The following is a 15191-nucleotide window of genomic DNA, read 5'->3' as shown; positions in this document are numbered from 1 at the left end:
GCAAAAGAAAGGGCGCGACAGTCCGCGCCCGAATTCGAATTTATAAAATCTCCAGCACCTGCTCCGGCGGCCGGCCGATACGCGCCTTGCTGCCTTTCACCACGATCGGGCGTTCGATCAGTTTCGGGTTCGCCGTCATCGCCGCCAGCAGCTGTTCTTCGCTCAGGCTGTCGTCCGCCAGCTTCAATTCCTTGTACAGATCTTCTTTTTTGCGCATCAGATCGCGCGCGGATGTGAAGCCTAATTCTTTCAACAGCTTTTTCAGCTCATCGGCCGACGGGGGCGTTTCAAGATACAGCACCACCTTGGGATCGACACCGTGCTGCTCCAGCAGCGCCAGGGTTTCACGGCTCTTGGAGCAGCGCGGGTTGTGGTAAATCGTGACGTTTTTCATGGCGTTCATTCCTTGTTGAATCAGCTGCGCTGGTATTGGCGGAAGCGCTGTTGCAGTTGGCGCAGCTGGTCGATGCGCGCATCGTAGCGCGCCTGTTTCAGGCTGCCGAGTTTCTGCAGCGAGCTGGCATTGCTGAGCAGGCCGATGGCCTGATCGAGCCGGCCGGTCAGCGCCAGGCTTTCGGCGCGGGCCGACAGCTCTTCATCGCGCAGCCCCTGGGCGGCGCTGGCCTGCGCCAGCAGATCCCAGCCGTTCGGATCGTCCGGATGGGCAAAGGTATAGCGGTTCAGAATCTTTGAGGCCTGCGCCGGCTGGTTGCCTTCGACATAGGCATTGGCTAGGTTGAGCTGCAGCACCGGGTTGTTGTTCTGGGCGGCGTTGGCCGCCTGCAGGCGGGCGATGGCCTGCGGCGCGCGTTTCTGGCCGAGATCGATGTCGGTCATCAGGTCGATCAGCCAGACGTTTTTCGCATCCTGCGCCAGCATTGGTTGAATGATGTTGCGTGCGTCGTCGTATTTTTTCGCTTCATAGAACAGGATGGCGCGGCCGTATTTGGCGGCCGCCTGTTCGCGCACGTTGCCCTTGCTGAGTGAGCCGAGCAGCTCTTCGTTCAGGCCATAGCCTTCCGAGCTGTACATGCCCAGTGCGCGCACCTTGGCCATCAGGTAGTCCTGCGAAGACTGCACGATGTGTTTCGGCATCTGGTTGGCGCGGTTGCGCGCGTCGGAAAGGCGGCTGTCCGGCAAGGGGTGCGTCAGCAGCATTTCCGGCGGCTTGGAGGCATAGCGCGACTGATCCGAGAGTTTTTGCAGGAAGTCGGGCATCGCTTCGGGATCGAAACCGGCGCGCTGCAGCACCTGAATGCCGATGCGGTCGGCTTCCTGTTCGTTCGACTGGGTAAAACTGATCATGCCCTGCTGGGTGCCGGCCAGGGTACCGCTCAGCGCCGCCATGCCCATGGTCGGGTTGGCCATCGCCAGCAGGATGGAGCCGAGTGCGCCCACCCAGGTCAGCGGGGCGTTGCGCTGCTGGTCTTCCATTGCGCGCGCCAGGTGGCGCTGGGTGACGTGCGAGATTTCGTGCGCCAGCACCGAAGCCAGTTGGCTTTCGTTGTCGCTGACGCGAAACAGCGCGGAATGCAGCACCACGTTGCCGCCGAAGAAGGCGAAGGCGTTGATCTCGTCGTTGCGCACCAGATAGAAATGGAACGGCGTGCGCACCGAATAAGCGCTGGCCACCAGCCGGTTGCCCAGCTGGTTGATGTACTGGCTCAGCAGCGGATCGTTGATCAGCGGGGCGCTGGCGCGCAGTTGGCGCACGTAGAAATCGCCCATCGCCAGCTCTTGTCCGATGCTCAGGGTGCCGCCGGCGGAGGTGCCCATATCCGGCAACTGGTCTTGGCTTTCCGCCTGTGCTGGCGCCAGGGCGGTGGCGTTCAGCGTGCCGAGCAGCAGCACCGCTAACGCGGTTTTGGTCAACCGGTTGGTCATAGTCAGGCGTTTCCCTTAAATAATCATTTCTAAGACGTCAGCAGCAGACAAGAGTTCTTTATTCCCACGGCGCAATCCGCGCGAAAGTGCGGCGGCTCACAAACCGCGGCGGCGGCACCCATCACATCATAGTCAGCCGCAGCCGACAAGGAAACGTTAGCCGGGCGCGAATCGGGCAAAAAAGTTTTATTTTTCATTTTGAAGGGCGCTTTCTGCGTCGCCGGCGGCGTGCATTGTCAATAAAACGCGGACAAAGTTGATCCGTGTTTTATTGACAAGATAAACGCAGACTCATATAGTCTGCGTTATTGAAGGTTCATTGACGGTCGAAAACGGACATATGGCGTACATCACAACCAGCGTTGAATATGGCATCCACTGCCTGCTGTGGCTGGTCGGCGATAACCAGCGCGCGCTCAGCAGCCGCGAACTCGCCGAGCTGCAGGGCATCTCCCCCAGCTTTCTGGCCAAGATTTTCCCCAAGCTGGAAAAGGCGGGGATCGTCGTCGCCAGCGAAGGGGTGCGCGGCGGCTACCGGCTGGCGCGCCCGGCGGATGAGATCAGTTTTCTGGCGATCATCGACGCCATCGAAGGGCACAAGCCGCTGTTCGATTGCCAGGAGGTGCGCGGGCGCTGCGCGGTGTTCGATGATTCCCCGCCGGATTGGGCAGTCTCCGGAAAATGTGCCATCCACGCGGTGATGCTGCAGGCGGAGAAGGCGATGCGCGATGCGCTGGCGGCGCAGACCCTCGGCGCCGTCGCGGCCCGCTTTGGCCGCAAGGCGCCGCAGGGCTTCTTTGGTGAGGTCAGCCTCTGGCTCGATGAGCGCATGACGGAACGAACCGCGCGCAGCGGCAAAACGGCGCGGGCCAAAACCTAACCACCGCCTTTCCTTAAAGCCAAACACACTTTTTCCCGCCTCTTCGGAAGGGGCGGGCGGGCCTTCTGCACCCTGCCACGGGAGCGGAACGGCATCGTTCATCCGAAAAAACTGCGGGCAGCCTTATCGCCCGGTTAACCCTGTATGAAGGAGTCATCCCATGACGCAGAAAATAGTGATTGCCGGTTCCGGTTTTGCCGGTTTTTGGGCCGCCGTGTCCGCCATGCGCGCCATTACCCTCGCCGGTAAGCATGACGATATCGAGGTGCTCATGGTTTCGCCGACGCCAACGGTCACCATCCGGCCGCGCCTGTATGAAGCGGTGTTGGAAAACATGAATCCGGACATTTCCGCGCAGCTCGCCGCCGTCGGCGTGCACCACCTGGCCGGGGCGGTAGAGCGCATCGATGCCGCCGCCAAGACGCTCACGGTGGCGCAGGCGACAGGGGGATCCCTTGAGCTGGCCTACGACCGCCTGGTGTGGGCCACCGGCAGTCGGCTCTCCGTGCCTGCGGTGCCGGGCTTTGCCGAATTCGGTTTCAACGTCGATACGCTGGAAAGCGCGCAGCGTTTGGATGCCCATATCAAAGCGCTGGCGGCCAAGCCGTCTACGCCGGCGCGCAACACCGCCGTGGTGGTGGGCGCGGGGCTGACCGGGCTGGAGAGTGCGGCGGAGATGCCGCAGCGGCTGCGGGATGCGCTGGGCAAAGACGAGAACGTGCGCGTGGTGATCGTCGATAGCGCCCCGGAAGTGGGCGCCGGAATGGGCGCGGAGCCGGGGGCGGTGATTCGCCAGGCGCTGGCGGAGTGCGGCGTGGAAGCGCGAGCCGGCCTGCGCGTCTCGGCTATCGACGCTGAGGGGGTGATGCTGTCGAACGGTGAGCGTATCGCCGCCAACACGGTGATCCTGGCAGCGGGCGTGCGGGCGCATCCGCTGACCGAGCAGATCCCCGGCGAGCGCGACGGCAGCGGCCGGGTGATCGGCGACGCCTTCCTGCGCGCGCCGGCGGCGGCGGGCATTTTCGTGACCGGCGATACGGTGAAGGCGGCGACCGACGATCTCGGCAATCACAACCTGATGACCTGCCAGCATGCGATGAGCCTTGGCCGGGTGGCCGGCCACAATGCGGCGGCGGAGCTGGCGGGGTTGCCGACTCACCCGTACAGCCAGCCGAAGTATGTGACCTGCCTGGATCTGGGGCCCTGGGGCGCGCTGTATACCGAAGGCTGGGAGCGCCAGGTGCGCTTTACCCGTCAGGAAGGCAAAAAGATTAAGCAGGAGATCAATACGCAGTGGATTTATCCACCGGCGGCGGATCGCGAGGCGCTGTTTGCCGTCGCCAATCCGGATTTCGTGATTGTGCCTTAAGGAAGTCAAAACGGGAGCGGCAACGCTCCCGTCGTCATTTTCCCAGCGGCAGGAACGAGCGCTCCGGCACCACGGTTTTCATCACCAGCGTGGAGCTCAGGCGCTGCACGCCCGGCAGAGCGGAGAGTTTCTCGTCGTAAAGCTGTTGGAAAGCGGGCAGATCGCGGGCGATCACGTGCAGCAGATAGTCCGGATCGCCAAACAGCCGCTGCGCCTGCACCACCTGTGGAATGTCCATCATGGCGTTTTCGAAGGTTTCAACGGCGCGGCGATCGCCTTCGCGCATGGTGACGAACACCAGGGCGGAAAAATTATAGCCCAGGCTGCCGGGATCGAGCTGGGCGCGGTAACCCCTGATCACCCCGGACTCCTCTAACGCCCGCACCCGGCGGTGGCAGGGAGAGACGCTCAACCCGATCCGCTCGGCCAGCTCGGTCACCGACAAACGCCCGTCGGCCTGCAGTTCAGCAAGAATCTTGCGATCAATCTTATCCATTTGGAAAAATTTCCCCGCTTATGCCGGTTTCAGGCAAGTAATTGAAAGCACATTTTAACGCCTTGAGGATATTCTTGCCATCTGTTGAACGGTTTTGACGGCCGCCGCGGCAGGCGGAGGCCGTTCTTCTTCCAAGAGGAAAGCGCAATGATTCTCTGTTCGGAATGGCGCGGCGCGTTTGAGAGGGCGCCGGCATGACGCTCGCTCTGTTCGCCGCTTTTTGGGCGGTGTCGATTTTGTTGGTGATCACGCCGGGTATGGATTGGGCCTATGTGATCTCGGCGGGCATTCGCGGGCGGGTAGTGGTGCCCGCCGTCGCCGGCTTGCTGTTTGGCCACCTGCTGATGATTGCGATCGTGGTGGCAGGCGTCGGCGCGCTGCTGGTCGGCAACCCGCTGGCGCTGACGGCGCTTACCTTGCTGGGGGCGGCTTATCTGTTGTGGATCGGTTTCAACATGCTGCTGCACCCGCCGGTGCCCGGCGCCGGTGAAGATCAGCGTTCCGATTCCTGGCTGCGCTGGGCCGGCAAGGGCGTGTGCGTCAGCGGGCTGAACCCCAAGGTGTTTCTGCTGTTTCTGGCGCTGCTGCCGCAGTTTACCGACGCCCGGGCCGAATGGTCGGTGCCGATGCAGATGCTGGCGTTGGGCGTGGTGCATTTGATCAGCTGCGGCCTGGTGTACCTGCTGGTGGGATTCGGTTCGCAGTCGGTGCTGCGCACGCGCCCGCAGGCTGCGAAGGTGGTGGGGCGCATCTCCGGCGCGGCGATGATCGTCATCGCCCTCGGGCTGCTGGCCGAGCAGGCGCTGAAATAGCGCCTTGAAAGGCCCGCTTGTGCGGGCCTGGCGGTATCAGGCTTTGACGGCGAGCAGCACCGATGAGGCTTTGATCAGGGCGATGGCGCGCGAACCGTTCTTCAGCGCCATCTCCTGCAGGCTTTCATTGGTGATCACCGACGTCAGCACAAAACCGGCATCCGCTTTGAGGTGCACGGTGCTGTTGACCGCGCCGTGCTCAACCGCAATCACTTCCCCGGCAAACTGGTTGCGGGCGGAAAAACGCAAACCGCAATCCTCCGTCGCCAGGATCACCCACGGCGCTTTAATCAGCGCGACGGCCTCTTTACCGATGGTTAATCCCAGCGACTGTTGGCTTTGTACCGTGACGATGGCCACCAGTTTTTCACCGCCCTGCAGGGTGATCTCCACTTCGTCATTGACGGCGCCTTTGGCGACGGCGGACACGGTACCGGCTAACTGGTTACGGGCTGAAACGGGCATAGATTCTCCTTGAAAGGGGCAAACGGTAAAATTTGTCGCCAGCATGGGCCCTAACCGCCGCGATTGCCAATGTCGCGGGGGAAGAGTGTGAACTGGGGCGGCCTTGCTGAAAAATTAACGTCGGTAGATGTCCGGTCGGGCGATCTGCCACACAAAATCGGGACAGTTGATGGCGGTATAGCCCACTTTTTCATAGAGCCAAGGGGCGGTGCTGGTGACCAGCATGATTCGCCGCAGCGTCGCCATCAGCGGATGGGCCTGGCAGCATTCCGCCAGCCACAGGCCCAACCCGCCTTTTTGATGCGCCTCCAGCACGTAAACGTCGCACAGATAGCCGAAGGTGGCGTAATCGGTGACCAGCCGGGCGAAACCGATTTGTCTGGTGCCGTGATACAAGCCGAAGCACAGGCTGTGGGAGAGGGACTGGCGAACGGTCTCTTTATCAATGCCCTCCGCCCATGACGAACGGGTCAGAAATGCATGAATGGCGTCAATATCCAGCAGGCTGGGCTCGGTGCTGACGAGATAGTCAGCACGCCGCCACTCCAATGGGGCAGGGATTGTCATGAGGGCTCTTCTCCTGTGCAAGCGTTAAGGTCTGGGCCGCCGTTCAGGCGTGCAGTTCGGCGACCGTCATGGTGAAAATCAGCGTGTCTTCGCCCTCGTTGGCGTAACGGTGCGGGCTGTCCGTTCTGGCGACCGCCGAACAGCCTGGCGTAATCCTGAGCTCGGTTTGTTCGACGGCAAGGCTCAAGACGCCTTGTTCAACGTGCAGCAGCTCGAAGGTGCCCACCGGATGGCCGCCCGATGCATAGGCTTCCCCCGGCGCCATTTCCCAGCGCCACAGTTCTATCATGTTTGGGCCGCGGGTGCCTGCCAGCAAGCGGGCCGAGCCGCCGCGATCGCCGTGCCACAGCGTGGGAATGTCTTGGCTTTCAATCAGGTAGGCGGCGGGGGCGCGGGTCACGTTGACGATGTCCGCCACCGACAGGCCCAGCGCTGCCGCGAGTTTGCACAGGATGGCGATGCTGGGATTGGCGCTGCCTTTCTCGATCTCCACCAGCATGCCCTTGCTGACGCCCGCCCGGCGCGACAGTTCGTCCAGCGACAGTTTTTGGCTTTTTCGCTGCTGTTTGATGCGGTGCGACACCGCTTCGCTGACGGTTTGCACGTCGGCGCCGAACTCGGTCGGTCTGTTGACTTTTTCGCTCATCGGTCAATATTATGAAATAAAATGGTCAATATAGGATTATTCAATGATTTTAGTCGATCCGTCAATCGATCCGGCCGTCGCTGCGCTGGCGCCTGGATTCCGGGCGTTAAGCATTACCGTGGCCGCGGCTCCCATAACCAACCCGGACGTGGGGGCGCTGGCGTTGGCGCAGGCCTGTCGCGCCCTCGGCGAGGAGGACGCGCCCTGGGCTGAGGCGCATCTCTCGGCCTGGCGCGATGTCTTCATGCGGTTTGGCGCCAAACCCAAGCGTACGCCCTGTTCCGCCGATGCCTTGCGCAAACGCGCGCTGCGCGACGGCACGATGCCCAGCATCGATCCGGTGGTCGATCTCTACAACGCCGTCAGCATTCGTTATGCGGTGCCGGTGGGGGGCGAGAATATCGCGGCTTATGTCGGCGAGCCGCGGCTGATCGTCGCGGAAGGCAGCGAGCTGTTCGATACCGTCAAGGAGGGTGCGGTGATCCATGAATCGCCGGAGGCGGGGGAGGTGGTCTGGCGCGACGATCGCGGCGTGACCTGCCGCCGCTGGAACTGGCGTCAGGGCGTCAGAACCCGGCTGAGCGCCGAGGCCGAACGGATGTGGTTCATCCTGGAGAGCCTGCCGGCAATGCCGTTGGCGGCGCTGCATGCGGCGGGCGACGAATTGATTGCCGGTTTACGACAAATGATGCCCGGCGTTGCGATAGAGCAACGGCTCATCGGCTGCACCTCGTAACCGGCCTCAGCACTGGCGGCGGACCAAACCGGTGATCAGATCCAGCGCGTCGTCCGCCGCCGCGACTTCGCTCTCGCTAAGCGCCTGCCGTTCGATAAAGCTCTCGATGGCTTCCAGCAGGGAGAAAACGCTGATTTCGTCTCCTATCTTCACGACTTCGCAGACGCCGCGCCCAATGGCCAGGCAGATGGCTTCATCAAATTCAAACGGCTTGTTGTTCATCTCTCCCCCTACGGCGTTTGGGATTATGCCGGTTATGCTACCGGTTTTTGGCCGGCGACGGTCTGACGAAAATCCCATTTCTTTTCGTTGATGCTTACGGGCGTACGATCGCGTGTATTGGGGAAATTCTGATTTCCTTACGGCAGTCAGATTTCCCTTGTGACCGCCGTGGCGGCGCGGTATTGTCGCCAAATGACGACAATACCGCCTCATTGTCCGCATAAAAAATTTATGACGTTATCATCCCTTCATCCCGCTGCCGTGCGGGATTTTTTTATGAGGTTTATCTCAAAGTGCGGATAACCTCGACGCGATCGCTTGCCATGTTCTGGGAATAATCCTAGCTTGAAATAGTCATTTAGGGTTAGCAATCCCTCATGACCTCCTTGTAATACTTGATGCACCAGAACGTCTTCTCCCCCGCCCAGGCGGGGGTTTTTAATGACGTGCATCGGCAAAGGCCGTCAACGTAGAACCGACAGAGTTCGTGACGATAATCACTTTAAGCATCAGGGGACGGGACAATGAAAAATGATTTGGCGGCGGCAATCGCGATTGGCTGTGTGCTGTTGTTCGCACTGGCGGTCGGTTCGCCCCTTTCCATCAGCGCCTCGCTGTAATCTGCCGCGGCCCCGTCCGGGGCCGTTCACCCAGTCTGTCGCCGCGTCTGCGGATTTTTGCGCCAATCGCTCGCCGGCGCGATAAATTCAGCCAAATCGCTGTTGATGTATGGCCAACTTTGAGTACTCTGAGTGCTTTGCACACCCCGCGTGCGCCCGTTCTATCTATGCTTTAATCAGGCCCATCACAGGAATCGCCATGCCCGCCCGCCAAATCTCGAGGAGCCCGCTCTGATGCTGGAGATGTTATTACAGTGGTACCGCCGCCGCTTCACCGATCCGCAGGCTATCGCGCTGCTGGTGATCCTGGTCGCCGGCTTCCTCATTCTCTATTTTCTGCACGGCATTCTGACCCCGTTGCTGGTCGCCATCGTGCTGGCCTATCTGCTGGAGTGGCCGACCGCGCGCCTGCAGCGCATCGGCTGTTCGCGCACCTGGGCGGCGAGCATCATGCTGCTGGTGTTCGCGGGCGTCGCCATGCTGCTGGTGTTCGTCGTCGCGCCAACCGCCTGGCAGCAGGGCATCAATCTGATGAGCGATCTGCCAGGCATGCTCAATCAGTTCTATAACTTTGCCGCGACGCTGCCGAAGCGTTACCCGGCGCTCGTGGATGCCGGCATCATCGACATGATGGCGGAAAACCTGCGCAGCCGGCTGTCCGGCATGGGCGAGTCGGTGGTGAAATTCTCGCTGGCGTCGCTGGTCGGCCTGCTGACGCTGGCTATCTACCTGATCCTGGTGCCGATGATGATGTTCTTCCTGTTGAAGGACAAAGAACAGCTGCTGAACGCGGTGCGCCGCGTGCTGCCGCGCAATCGCGGCCTGGCGGGGCAGGTCTGGAACGAGATGAATCAGCAGATCACCAACTACATTCGCGGCAAGGTGCTGGAGATGGTGATTGTCGGCGTGGCGACCTACCTGGTGTTCGCCGTGCTGGACATGCGCTACTCGCTGTTGCTGGCGGTGCTGGTGGGCTTCTCGGTGTTGATCCCCTACATCGGCGCGGTGCTGGTCACCATTCCGGTGGTGGTGGTGGCGCTGTTCCAGTGGGGCGTAGGCGCCGATTTTTGGACGCTGATCGTCGCCTATCTGGTGGTGCAGGGGCTGGATGGCAACCTGCTGGTGCCCATTTTGTTCTCCGAAGCGGTCAACCTGCATCCGCTGGTGATTATCCTGTCGGTGATCGTGTTCGGCGGGATGTGGGGCTTTTGGGGCGTGTTTTTCGCCATACCGCTGGCGACGCTGGTGAAGGCGGTGATCCATGCCTGGCCGGATGAACTGCGGGTCGAAGTGGAAGACAAGGCCGACTGACAGGGAAGAAACGAAGCGCAGCAGGCCGCTGCGCTTCGTGAGAATTACTGCTGCAGGTAGCTCAGAACGATGTCGTGGTGATTGGTGGTTTTGAAATCATCAAACACTTTCTCAATCTTGCCTTTGCCATCGATCAGGAAACTGATGCGGTGAATACCGTCGTAGGTCTTGCCCATGAAGGTTTTCTCGCCCCATACGCCAAACTGTTGCGCTACCTGATGATCTTCATCAGACAACAGCGTGAAGTTGAGCAGCTCCTTTTCAGCGAAGCGCGACAGTTTTTCCGGTTTGTCGGTGCTGATGCCCAGCACTTCGACGCCGACCTTTTTCAATTCGTCCATGTTGTCCCGCAGGCCGCAGGCTTGCACGGTGCAGCCCGGCGTCATCGCCTTCGGATAGAAATAGACCAATACTCGCTGTCCCTGGAAGTCGGCCAAATTAATTTCCTCACCGTCCTGGTCAGGCAAACTAAATTTCGGCGCTGTGTCACCGGCTTTCAATGGGCTCATCACTACTCTCCATCTTTCTCGTCATGCTGTGGATAGTTCACCACGCTAATACTGCCTTGCGCGTTCAATTCTGTACATAGGCGATGGAAGGCTTGCTCAATATTTGAGGCGTCCCGATCGCCGGAGCTGTGGGCGGTGATTTGGATATACAGCTGCGGCGGCAGGTCGCCGTCCGCCGGCTGCGTGCGCGAGACCAGTTCGGCGATATTCATCTGGCTGGAGTCGAACAGATCGGTAAAGCGTTCGATGATGTGCGGCGAGTCCTTCACTTCCACCTGTACCCACACCGTGGCCGGCATCGGCGGCCTTTCGTGCGAGTTTGTGCGCTTCATCACGATCAGCAGATCCAGCTCCGCGCCTTTTTGCGGCAGGGTGGATTCGATCAGGGTGATGGCGTTCCAGCTGCCGGACAGCAGCATGATGAACGTGAACTCCTCTCCCAGCATGGCCAGACGGCTATCTTCGATATTGCATCCGCAACTGCTGACGTGGCGGGTGATGGTATTGACGATTCCGGGGCGGTCGGCGCCGAGCGCGGTAATCACGAGATAGTGTTCGTCTGACTGAGGCAAAATAGCGCTTCCTGTCGTGCTTAATGGGGTTACCATGGTAAACATAAAAAAAACCGCCTGCCAAGCGCTTACAACGCGGTTGTGCGCTTGCTTTTGGATAGGCAGCAAAAGTACCATGAGTGACTTGTTTGTGGAGGGGACGGCCAATGTTTACGGGAAGTATTGTTGCACTGGTTACGCCGATGGACGACAAAGGTGCTGTCGATCGCGCGAGCCTAAAAAAATTGATCGATTATCATGTAGCCAGTGGCACCGCGGCGATCGTTTCCGTAGGGACCACCGGCGAGTCCGCAACGCTTGCCCATGACGAGCACGTTGACGTGGTGCTGCAGACGCTGGAGCTGGCCGACGGCCGCATCCCGGTGATCGCCGGCACCGGCGCCAACGCCACCGCCGAAGCCATCGCGCTCACCACCCGCTTCGCCAATACCGGCGTAGTGGGCTGCCTGACGGTGACGCCGTACTACAATAAGCCGACGCAGGAAGGGCTGTACCAGCACTTCAAGGCGATCGCCGAGAGCACCGAGCTGCCGCAGATCCTGTACAACGTGCCATCGCGCACCGGCTGCGACATGCTGCCGCCGACCATCGCTCGGCTGGCGAAAATCAAGAATATTGTTGCTGTAAAAGAAGCGACGGGGAACTTAAGTCGCGTTAGTCAGATCCAAGTGCTGGTTGACGATGAAGACTTCATTTTGCTGAGCGGCGACGACGCCAGCGGGCTGGACTTCATGCAACTGGGCGGCAAAGGGGTGATTTCCGTGACGGCCAACGTGGCCGCGCGCGAGATGGCGGAACTTTGCGCGCTGGCGGCGCAGGGCAAATTTGCCGAAGCGCGCCGCTTAAATCAGCGCTTGATGCCGTTGCATCAGGATCTATTTGTAGAAGCAAACCCAATTCCGGTGAAGTGGGCCTGTAAGGCGTTGGGATTGATGGCAACCGATACGCTGCGTCTGCCAATGACGCCGTTGAGCGAAGCCGCCCGCCCGGTGGTGGAGCGCGCGCTGAAAAGCGTCGGCTTGCTGTAACTCTAAGGGAAATTTGATGGCTTATTCATTGCAAAAGTCGACGGTAGCAAAAGTAGTGGGCATCTCTTTGGTGATGATGCTGGCAGCCTGCAGCAGCGATCAGCGCTACAAGCGCCAGGTCAGCGGCGACGAGGCTTACCTCGACGCGGCTCCGCTCAAGGCGCTGAACGCGCCGTCCGGCATGATCCTGCCGGTGCAGAGCGGCAACTATGACGTTCCCGCCACGACGCTGCAAGGCAACGTCGGCAAGCAACTGGACATTCGTCCGCCGGTGCAGCCGTTGGCGCTGCTGAGCGGTTCACGCGCGCAATACGCCGGCGACAGCGGCACGCTGCTGCTGGAAAACAGCCCGCAGAACCAGAACCTGTGGTCGCGCGTGGTCAGCCTGCTGCAGGCGAAGAACATCGCGATCGCTTCCCGCCAGGACGCCGGTCAGACCCTGACCACCGACTGGGTGAAGTGGAACCGTCTGGACGAAGACAACCAGTACGAAGGCCGTTATCAGATCAGCGTGCAGCAGCAGGGCTATCAGCAGGCGCTGGTGGTGAAAAGCGTTGGCCTGCAGCAGCAGGGCAAGACCGAACAGGTGACCGATCAGTCTGAGATTCAGCGCTACAACGGCATGATGATCAACACCCTGATCGAAGGCCTGGACAAGCAGGACAACCTGGCGAGCAGCCAGACCGCCAGCCGCTTCGGCGCGCTGGACGTGCAGAGCGGCGCCGATGACACCGGCCTGCCGATGCTGGTGGTGCGCGGCCCGTACACCGTGGTGTGGGATCGCCTGCCGGCGGCGCTCGAAAAACTGGGGATGAAAGTGGGTGACCGCAGCCGTCCGCAGGGCACCGTCGCCGTGACCTACAAGTCCCTGAGCAGCAGCGATTGGGATGCGTTGGGCGTCAAGGATCCTGAACTGGCGGAAGGCGATTACAAACTGCAGGTCGGCGATCTCAACAACCGCACCAGCCTGCAATTCATCGATCCGAAAGGCAAACCGCTGACCCAGTCGAAAAACGACGCACTGGTGGCGGCATTCCAGTCTGCCTTCAGTAAAACCAGCGTTAAATAATCAAAAAGGGGCTTCGGCCCCTTTTTGTTTTGTCGATACGGTATCGTTTGCGTCGCAGGTTTGGCACAATAGTGTCCGGCACGCCAAAGAATTCATTAGGTCAATTCTATACCCCCTAATTTCGGGCCGCGCTCGGGAGACAACGGGGATACATCACTGGAGTAAGTAAGATGCAAAAGCTAGCTGAGCTGTATCGCGGAAAGGCAAAAACCGTTTACACCACCGAGAATCCCGATCTGTTGGTGTTGGAGTTCCGCAACGATACGTCAGCACTGGATGGTCAGCGCATTGAGCAGTTCGATCGCAAAGGCATGGTGAACAACAAGTTCAACCATTTCATCATGAGCAAACTGGAAGAAGCCGGCATCCCGACCCAGATGGAGCGTCTGCTGTCCGACAACGAAGTGCTGGTGAAGAAGCTGGACATGGTGCCGGTGGAGTGCGTGATCCGCAACCGCGCCGCCGGTTCGCTGGTGAAGCGTCTGGGCATCGAAGAAGGCCTGGTGCTGAATCCGCCGCTGTTCGATCTGTTCCTGAAAAACGACGCCATGCACGATCCGATGGTCAACGAATCCTACTGCGAAACCTTTGGCTGGGTGAGCAAAGAGCATCTGGCGCGCATGCGCGAGCTGAGCTACCGCGCCAACGACGTGTTGACCCAGCTGTTCGACGACGCGGGCCTGATCCTGGTCGACTTCAAGCTGGAGTTCGGCCTGTTCAACGGTGAAGTGGTGCTGGGCGATGAGTTCTCGCCGGACGGTAGCCGCCTGTGGGACAAAAACACCCTGGACAAGATGGACAAAGACCGTTTCCGTCAAAGCCTGGGCGGCCTGATCGAAGCCTATGAAGAAGTGGCGCGCCGCATCGGCGTGAAGCTCGACTAAGCATTGGCACCGCCATTCGGGGCGATCCGGCCGGATCGTCCCGCTATTCTGCGTTTTTCCAGAAAATTTCTACATTTCCTCCGCGGCAGACCATTTATAATGATGGATGCGAGATGACTAAAACCTATCCCACTCAGGCTTGAAGCTGCCTTTGCGCTTACGATCGCGGCGCAACTTCAACGAGCAGGGGAAATATCTGGAGTATATTTATGCGTTGGCAAGGGCGTCGGGAAAGTGACAATGTTGAGGATCGTCGCGGGCAGTCTTCAGGTTTGGGCGGCGGTGGCGGCGGTTTCCGCGTGCCGGTGCGCGGCAAGGGCGGCATCGTCATTTTGGTGGTGGTGCTGGTGGCCGGCTATTACGGCATCGATCTGTCGCCGCTGTTGAACGGCGGTAACGTCGCACCGCAGGGGCAACAGCAGAGCGCCAACATCAGTCCGAAAGACGATGAACTGGCCAAATTCACTTCGGTGGTACTGGCCTCCACCGAGGATAACTGGAAAGAGATTTTCCAGCGCATGGGCAAAACCTATCAACCGCCGAAGCTGGTGATGTATCGCGGCGTCACGCGCACCAGCTGCGGCACCGGCCAGGCGGCGATGGGGCCGTTCTACTGCCCGGGCGACAGAACGGTGTATATCGATCTGTCTTTCTATCAGGACATGAAAACCAAGCTGGGCGCCGGCGGTGATTTTGCCCAGGCCTATGTGGTGGCGCACGAAGTCGGCCACCACGTGCAGAACCTGCTGGGCATCGAGCCCAAGGTGCGCCAGATGCAGCAGGGCGCCAGCCAGGCGGAAGTGAACCGTCTGTCGGTGAAAATGGAGCTGCAGGCGGACTGCTTCGCCGGCGTGTGGGGTAAATACGCCGAGAAGCAGCAGATGCTGGAAGAGGGCGACCTGCAGGCGGCGCTGAATGCCGCGCAGGCGATTGGCGACGATCGGTTGCAGCAGCAGAGCCAGGGCCGCGTCGTGCCGGACAGCTTCACCCACGGCACCTCGCAGCAGCGCTACACCTGGTTTAAACAGGGCTTCGACAGCGGCGATCCCAATACCTGCAACACCTTCGCATCCCGTTAACGCCTCAAGTGCCGGAGCCTGACTCCGGCATTTTTTTCGGAT

At 60.3% G+C, this 15191-nt stretch carries 18 protein-coding genes; 9 read left to right on the top strand and 9 right to left on the bottom strand.

Annotated elements, in window-relative coordinates:
• Positions 1–40: 40 nt before the first annotated feature.
• Positions 41–394 carry an arsenate reductase (glutaredoxin) gene (arsC, locus tag AWX27_RS21025; RefSeq protein WP_033648817.1) on the bottom strand — a complete coding sequence of 118 codons (354 nt, stop codon included), beginning with the start codon at positions 392–394 and terminating at the stop codon, positions 41–43.
• Positions 395–414: 20 nt separating this feature from the next.
• The gene (locus tag AWX27_RS21020; RefSeq protein ID WP_038873698.1) at positions 415–1884 is read right to left on the bottom strand and encodes a beta-barrel assembly-enhancing protease; all 1470 of its coding nucleotides are present in this window, start codon (positions 1882–1884) and stop codon (positions 415–417) included.
• Between the two features lie 340 nt (positions 1885–2224).
• Between AWX27_RS21020 and AWX27_RS21015 the strand changes: the two genes are divergently transcribed.
• Together AWX27_RS21015 and AWX27_RS21010 are read left to right on the top strand one after the other, a co-directional pair.
• Entirely contained in the window at positions 2225–2764 is a 540-nt protein-coding gene (locus tag AWX27_RS21015) for an RrF2 family transcriptional regulator (RefSeq protein ID WP_060424941.1), read from the top strand.
• A 160-nt stretch (positions 2765–2924) separates the two neighbouring features.
• Positions 2925–4133, top strand: coding sequence for an NAD(P)/FAD-dependent oxidoreductase (locus AWX27_RS21010; RefSeq protein ID WP_060424828.1), 1209 nt, complete (start codon positions 2925–2927; stop codon positions 4131–4133).
• A 34-nt stretch (positions 4134–4167) separates the two neighbouring features.
• Here the strand turns inward: AWX27_RS21010 and AWX27_RS21005 are convergent, their stop codons facing one another.
• Positions 4168–4629, bottom strand: a complete 462-nt coding sequence (locus AWX27_RS21005; RefSeq protein ID WP_033635506.1) for an Lrp/AsnC family transcriptional regulator — start codon at positions 4627–4629, stop codon at positions 4168–4170.
• 194 nt (positions 4630–4823) lie between these two features.
• Between AWX27_RS21005 and AWX27_RS21000 the strand changes: the two genes are divergently transcribed.
• Complete coding sequence (locus AWX27_RS21000; protein WP_004941674.1) at positions 4824–5441, top strand: LysE family translocator; 618 nt, start codon at positions 4824–4826, stop codon at positions 5439–5441.
• A 36-nt stretch (positions 5442–5477) separates the two neighbouring features.
• Here the strand turns inward: AWX27_RS21000 and AWX27_RS20995 are convergent, their stop codons facing one another.
• The 3 genes from AWX27_RS20995 to AWX27_RS20985 form a co-directional block, all read right to left on the bottom strand.
• Positions 5478–5906: a TOBE domain-containing protein gene (locus tag AWX27_RS20995; RefSeq protein WP_038873689.1), complete on the bottom strand. Its 429-nt coding sequence runs from the start codon at positions 5904–5906 to the stop codon at positions 5478–5480.
• A gap of 114 nt (positions 5907–6020) precedes the next feature.
• Positions 6021–6473 (bottom strand): GNAT family N-acetyltransferase, encoded by a 453-nt coding sequence (locus AWX27_RS20990; RefSeq protein WP_060424825.1) that lies wholly within the window; start codon positions 6471–6473, stop codon positions 6021–6023.
• A 43-nt stretch (positions 6474–6516) separates the two neighbouring features.
• A complete protein-coding gene (locus AWX27_RS20985) occupies positions 6517–7119 on the bottom strand; it encodes an XRE family transcriptional regulator (protein ID WP_060424823.1) in 603 nt (200 codons plus the stop codon).
• Positions 7120–7162: 43 nt separating this feature from the next.
• Between AWX27_RS20985 and AWX27_RS20980 the strand changes: the two genes are divergently transcribed.
• On the top strand, positions 7163–7855 hold the full coding sequence (locus tag AWX27_RS20980; RefSeq protein WP_046687610.1) for a B3/B4 domain-containing protein: 693 nt from the start codon (positions 7163–7165) through the stop codon (positions 7853–7855).
• A gap of 6 nt (positions 7856–7861) precedes the next feature.
• Here the strand turns inward: AWX27_RS20980 and AWX27_RS20975 are convergent, their stop codons facing one another.
• Positions 7862–8077 (bottom strand): hypothetical protein, encoded by a 216-nt coding sequence (locus AWX27_RS20975; protein WP_049200497.1) that lies wholly within the window; start codon positions 8075–8077, stop codon positions 7862–7864.
• An 854-nt stretch (positions 8078–8931) separates the two neighbouring features.
• On the opposite strand from AWX27_RS20975, the gene AWX27_RS20970 reads away from it, so the two are divergent.
• On the top strand, positions 8932–10008 hold the full coding sequence (locus AWX27_RS20970; protein WP_004941690.1) for an AI-2E family transporter: 1077 nt from the start codon (positions 8932–8934) through the stop codon (positions 10006–10008).
• Between the two features lie 44 nt (positions 10009–10052).
• On the opposite strand, the gene bcp is transcribed toward AWX27_RS20970, so the two are convergent.
• Together bcp and AWX27_RS20960 are read right to left on the bottom strand one after the other, a co-directional pair.
• Positions 10053–10517 carry a thioredoxin-dependent thiol peroxidase gene (gene bcp / locus AWX27_RS20965; protein ID WP_038873672.1) on the bottom strand — a complete coding sequence of 155 codons (465 nt, stop codon included), beginning with the start codon at positions 10515–10517 and terminating at the stop codon, positions 10053–10055.
• A 2-nt stretch (positions 10518–10519) separates the two neighbouring features.
• Positions 10520–11125 carry a glycine cleavage system transcriptional repressor gene (locus tag AWX27_RS20960; RefSeq protein WP_369783268.1) on the bottom strand — a complete coding sequence of 202 codons (606 nt, stop codon included), beginning with the start codon at positions 11123–11125 and terminating at the stop codon, positions 10520–10522.
• Positions 11126–11235: 110 nt separating this feature from the next.
• Between AWX27_RS20960 and dapA the strand changes: the two genes are divergently transcribed.
• From dapA to AWX27_RS20940, 4 genes are all read left to right on the top strand, one after another.
• Positions 11236–12117 carry a 4-hydroxy-tetrahydrodipicolinate synthase gene (gene dapA / locus AWX27_RS20955; RefSeq protein WP_004941701.1) on the top strand — a complete coding sequence of 294 codons (882 nt, stop codon included), beginning with the start codon at positions 11236–11238 and terminating at the stop codon, positions 12115–12117.
• Between the two features lie 16 nt (positions 12118–12133).
• The gene (gene bamC / locus AWX27_RS20950; RefSeq protein WP_019453890.1) at positions 12134–13186 is read left to right on the top strand and encodes an outer membrane protein assembly factor BamC; all 1053 of its coding nucleotides are present in this window, start codon (positions 12134–12136) and stop codon (positions 13184–13186) included.
• Between the two features lie 170 nt (positions 13187–13356).
• Positions 13357–14070 carry a phosphoribosylaminoimidazolesuccinocarboxamide synthase gene (purC, locus tag AWX27_RS20945; RefSeq protein ID WP_004941708.1) on the top strand — a complete coding sequence of 238 codons (714 nt, stop codon included), beginning with the start codon at positions 13357–13359 and terminating at the stop codon, positions 14068–14070.
• Between the two features lie 209 nt (positions 14071–14279).
• Positions 14280–15149, top strand: a complete 870-nt coding sequence (locus tag AWX27_RS20940) for a KPN_02809 family neutral zinc metallopeptidase (protein WP_047730119.1) — start codon at positions 14280–14282, stop codon at positions 15147–15149.
• The last annotated feature ends 42 nt before the right edge of the window (positions 15150–15191 follow it).

The sequence above is a fragment of the Serratia sp. 2880STDY5682894 genome (genome assembly GCF_001537385.1).
Classification (GTDB): domain Bacteria; phylum Pseudomonadota; class Gammaproteobacteria; order Enterobacterales; family Enterobacteriaceae; genus Serratia; species Serratia nevei.
The sequence above is the reverse complement of the archived record's forward strand: the minus strand, read 5'-3'. Positions and strand labels throughout refer to the sequence as shown.